We start from the raw sequence: 3,953 nt of genomic DNA, 5'->3' as shown, positions 1-3,953 counted from the left end.
GGGGATGAGCCCCTCATAGCACCTGAGGTCATTGACCTGCTGGCTAGTGCCTTTGACAATTCGCCGGATCTGAATATGGCAACTCTTATGACTGAAATGGACAAGAGTGAATACCATTTGCCAAGCGCGGTAAAGGTAGTGACGTCGCTTGACGGCTACGCGCTCTATTTTTCGCGGTCTCTGCTGCCATATCCTCGTAATACGCAGCTACCAGACGGACCGTTACCTGTATATAAGCATATTGGTATCTACGCGTATCGACGGGATTTTCTTCTTACCTATGCAGCATTGTCGCCAACGCCGCTGGAAATGACTGAGTCACTCGAACAGCTTAGGGCATTGGAACATGGCTACAAAATCAAGGTGCTGAAAACCGAATTTACCTCCATTGGTGTTGACACTCCGGAAGACCTGGAAAAAGTCAATGCTTATTTCCAGACATTGCAGCAGGATAAGATTTTCAGGTAAAAAAATCAGGAGGCGAAAACATGCATACTGTACAAGTGCAAGACATTACCATTGGCGCACAACACCCTATAGTTCTTATTGCCGGGCCCTGTGTAATTGAAGAACCGGAACGAACCTTGGCGATTGGACGCTCGATCAAAGAAATTGCCAGTCGCTTAGGTATTCCTTATATTTTCAAAGCGTCTTATGACAAAGCAAACCGTTCTTCCTATCATTCCTTCCGCGGCCCTGGTCTGAAAGAAGGTCTGAGCATTCTGGCGCATATCAAAAAAGAATTACAAGTACCGGTGATCAGCGATATTCACTGTGTTGCTCAGATTGAAGCCGCGGCGGAGGTGCTTGATATTCTTCAAATCCCGGCCTTCTTGTGCCGTCAGACCGACCTGGTGTATCAGGCAGCCAGGACCGGGAAAGCCATCAATGTGAAAAAAGGCCAGTTTTTGGCACCACTGGATATGAAAAATGTAATTGCCAAAATGGAGGAAGCTGGCAACCGAAACATTCTGCTGACAGAACGGGGGGCAACTTTCGGTTATAATAATCTGGTAGTGGATTTCCGCTCGCTGCCTATTATGCGCTCTTTGGGCTACCCGGTGGTGTTTGATGCTACCCATAGTGTCCAGCTACCTGGTGGTGCTGGCACCAGTTCCAGCGGCCAACGCGAATTTGTTCCCTACCTGACAAGGGCAGCGGCAGCTGCTGGGGTTGACGCGCTGTTTATGGAGGTTCATGACAATCCACCGGAAGGTAAGTCAGATGCCTGTAACATGCTGTATGTTGACAAACTCGAAGAACTGTTAAAAGATGTTGTGGCCATCGATCATGTAGTGAGAAAACATAAATAGAGGCAACATCTAAGGAGGATATATGATGCCGATTGAACATGCACGGGCTTGTTTAGAACTGGAAGCTCAGGCTATTTTGGCCTTAATTCCCCGGATCAACGAGCAATTTACCAATGCGATGGAAATGATTTTACACTGCCAGGGACGGGTTGTCGTTAGTGGCATGGGAAAATCAGGAATTATTGGCAAAAAGATTGCCGCAACTTTGGCCAGCACTGGTACGCCGGCCTTTTTTCTTCATCCGGCCGAAGGCATTCATGGAGACTTGGGGATGGTTACCGCTCAAGATATTGTCTTAGCGATTTCCAATAGTGGTGAAACCAATGAAGTGATTGGTCTATTGCCAACTCTTAAACGTATTGGTACACCCATTATTGCCATGACTGGCCGTGCACAGTCGACTTTGGCACAAAATGCCGATATTATTCTTGATGTGGGTGTTGAAAAAGAGGCTTGCCCGCTGGGATTAGCCCCTACTGCCAGCACTACCGCGACCTTGGCGCTTGGTGATGCATTGGCGGTAGCATTATTATCGGCTCGCCACTTTACGGCAGAAGAATTCGCGTTGTATCACCCCGGTGGTGCATTGGGACGCAAGCTGCTGCTTACGGTAGAGAACGTAATGCATAGCGGCGATGATATGCCGGTAGTTACTCCGGACAGGACGGTAAAAGAAGCGCTATTTGTGATTACTGCCCAAGGATTAGGTGCAGTTCTGGTGGTTGAGTCATTGGACACTATGAAACTCGTGGGACTTTTAACAGATGGAGATATTCGCCGTAGTCTGGAAAAAGGCCATGATTTTCTGGATAAGCCGGTCGGCGGACTCATGACCAGGCAACCGCGTACCATTTCGAAAGATAAGCTGGCGGCACAGGCTCTTCATATTATGGAAAAAAACAAACCGCGTCCGATTACTGTTCTGCCAGTAGTTGACAGCGATTTTCGGGCAATTGGTATCATTCACCTTACTGACTTATTACGTCAAGGAGTGGTATAATGGATAGTGTCCCCTATGCTGCTCAAGTGAAACTCATCATATTTGATGTGGATGGAGTACTAACTGGCGGACATATTATTTTCGGTCAGGATGGAGAAGCCCTGAAAGCTTTCCACTGCCAGGACGGTATGGGGATATCGCTGGCGCATAAGGCTGGCTTACTGACGGCCATCATTACCGGGCGTGACAGCGAAATTGTGCGTCGGCGCGGTACTGAACTTAAGATTGGCGACATCCACCAGGGGGCTGCTGACAAGGTTGTGGCCTTACAGGAGCTTGTGGAAAAGTATTCTTTGTCTTTAGATCAGATCGCTTATGTGGGCGATGACATCAATGACCTGCCTGTCATGGTTCGAGTTGGTTTTCCCTGTGCAGTAGCCAATGCTGTGCCGGAAGTGAAAGCGGTGGCAAGATACATTGCAACCCGCCGTGGCGGCGATGGTGCTGTCCGAGAAATTATTGAACATATTCTTAAGGCCCAGGGAAAATGGGACGATGTAATTGCTGAGTATCTGAACACAGACAGGTTTACCCTCAGACAGTAGTGAATATATAAAGAGCATCTCTCGCAGAAAGGAGCAGACACATGGCAAAAGAATGGCAATATCATGCATGGAAGCTAGCCAGCCGCTTGGTGTGCCTGCTGCCGCATCCAGTCTTGCTAAAAGTCGGCAGACTTATTGGCAAGTTATATTACCGGGTAGCCAAAAAGCAGCGTGAACGTGCTATCCAACAAATTAAAGAGCGGCTTAACCTATCACAGTCGGAAGCCGAATCCATGATAAAAAAATCCTTTATTAAGCTAGGCCAGACTTTCCTGGAAGTTCTCCACATGCCGGCGCTGACCAAAGAAAAAATCAAGCGGTATGTAACTATCGAAAATCGTCATTACCTGGAAGAAGCCTTGGCTGGCAACCGGGGCGTTGTTTTTCTGACAGGACATCTGGGTAATTGGGAATGGTTTGGCGCAGCCCTGGCGTTGGAAGGCTTTCCGGTGGCAGATATCATAAAAAAGCAGCCCAATGAATACCATACTCGCATATTAAACGAACATCGCCAAATGTTTGGAATTGAATTATTTGCCAGCGGTACCAGCGAAATTATTGGTGCAGCCAAAGCGTTAAAAAAAGGCAAAATGCTTGCCTTCTTTGCTGACCAGGATGCCGGACATGATGGTGTATTTGTTGATTTTTTTGGAAAACCAGCCGCAACGCCGCTGGGGCCTGCCGTTTTTGCCCGCAAGTTTAAATCCCCAGTGGTACCAGGCTTTATCGTTCGTAAACCAGATGGCACACACCGCATTATTTTGGAGCCGCCGATTTATTTTGAAGATACCGGCAATCCGGATGCCGATTTATATAATATGACAGAACGCATGACCAAAATCATTGAATCAGCAGTTAGAAATTATCCTGATGAATGGCTATGGTTTAAAAAGCGCTGGAATACTGAGGTGAAGTCTTCTTGACCCAAAAGCGATATTTGGCGATGGTTTGTGTTCTGCTGGTCCTGATAGGAGGGATCTATTATTACCTCTTACCGGGAGAAACGGCTACAGAGTCAACGGATTCTCAAACCCAGTCGCAAACGGCTGTCAATGTTACGTTTTCCGGAAGCACTCTGGTTGAAGAAGAGGATGG

5 protein-coding genes are annotated in these 3,953 nt (G+C 47.6%); all 5 read left to right on the top strand.

The features are described from left to right. The coding region (locus AC29Z1_RS03260; protein ID WP_488270025.1) for a 3-deoxy-manno-octulosonate cytidylyltransferase at window positions 1-468 on the top strand (468 nt) is incomplete at its 5' end. Between the two features lie 20 nt (window positions 469-488). Further along, window positions 489-1,313, top strand: coding sequence for a 3-deoxy-8-phosphooctulonate synthase (gene kdsA, locus AC29Z1_RS03255; protein WP_488270024.1), 825 nt, complete (start codon window positions 489-491; stop codon window positions 1,311-1,313). Between the two features lie 25 nt (window positions 1,314-1,338). Then, window positions 1,339-2,313 carry a KpsF/GutQ family sugar-phosphate isomerase gene (locus AC29Z1_RS03250; protein WP_488270023.1) on the top strand — a complete coding sequence of 325 codons (975 nt, stop codon included), beginning with the start codon at window positions 1,339-1,341 and terminating at the stop codon, window positions 2,311-2,313. Continuing rightward, window positions 2,313-2,858, top strand: a complete 546-nt coding sequence (locus AC29Z1_RS03245; protein WP_488270022.1) for a KdsC family phosphatase — start codon at window positions 2,313-2,315, stop codon at window positions 2,856-2,858. Before AC29Z1_RS03250 ends, AC29Z1_RS03245 begins: the two co-directional genes overlap by 1 nt. Before the next feature lie 41 nt (window positions 2,859-2,899). Beyond that, window positions 2,900-3,781: a lysophospholipid acyltransferase family protein gene (locus tag AC29Z1_RS03240; RefSeq protein WP_488270021.1), complete on the top strand. Its 882-nt coding sequence runs from the start codon at window positions 2,900-2,902 to the stop codon at window positions 3,779-3,781. Window positions 3,782-3,953: the final 172 nt, after the last annotated feature.

It is taken from the genome of Sporomusa sp., assembly GCF_057736855.1.
The sequence above is the reverse complement of the archived record's forward strand: the minus strand, read 5'-3'. Positions and strand labels throughout refer to the sequence as shown.

Bases quoted from the DNA above. Each gene is read 5' to 3' on its own strand.
- kdsA (WP_488270024.1), top strand. From the start codon at position 489: ATGCATACTGTACAAGTGCAAGACATTACCATTGGCGCACAACACCCT.
- AC29Z1_RS03250 (WP_488270023.1), top strand. From the start codon at position 1,339: ATGCCGATTGAACATGCACGGGCTTGTTTAGAACTGGAAGCTCAGGCT.
- AC29Z1_RS03240 (WP_488270021.1), top strand. From the start codon at position 2,900: ATGGCAAAAGAATGGCAATATCATGCATGGAAGCTAGCCAGCCGCTTG.
- AC29Z1_RS03245 (WP_488270022.1), top strand. From the start codon at position 2,313: ATGGATAGTGTCCCCTATGCTGCTCAAGTGAAACTCATCATATTTGAT.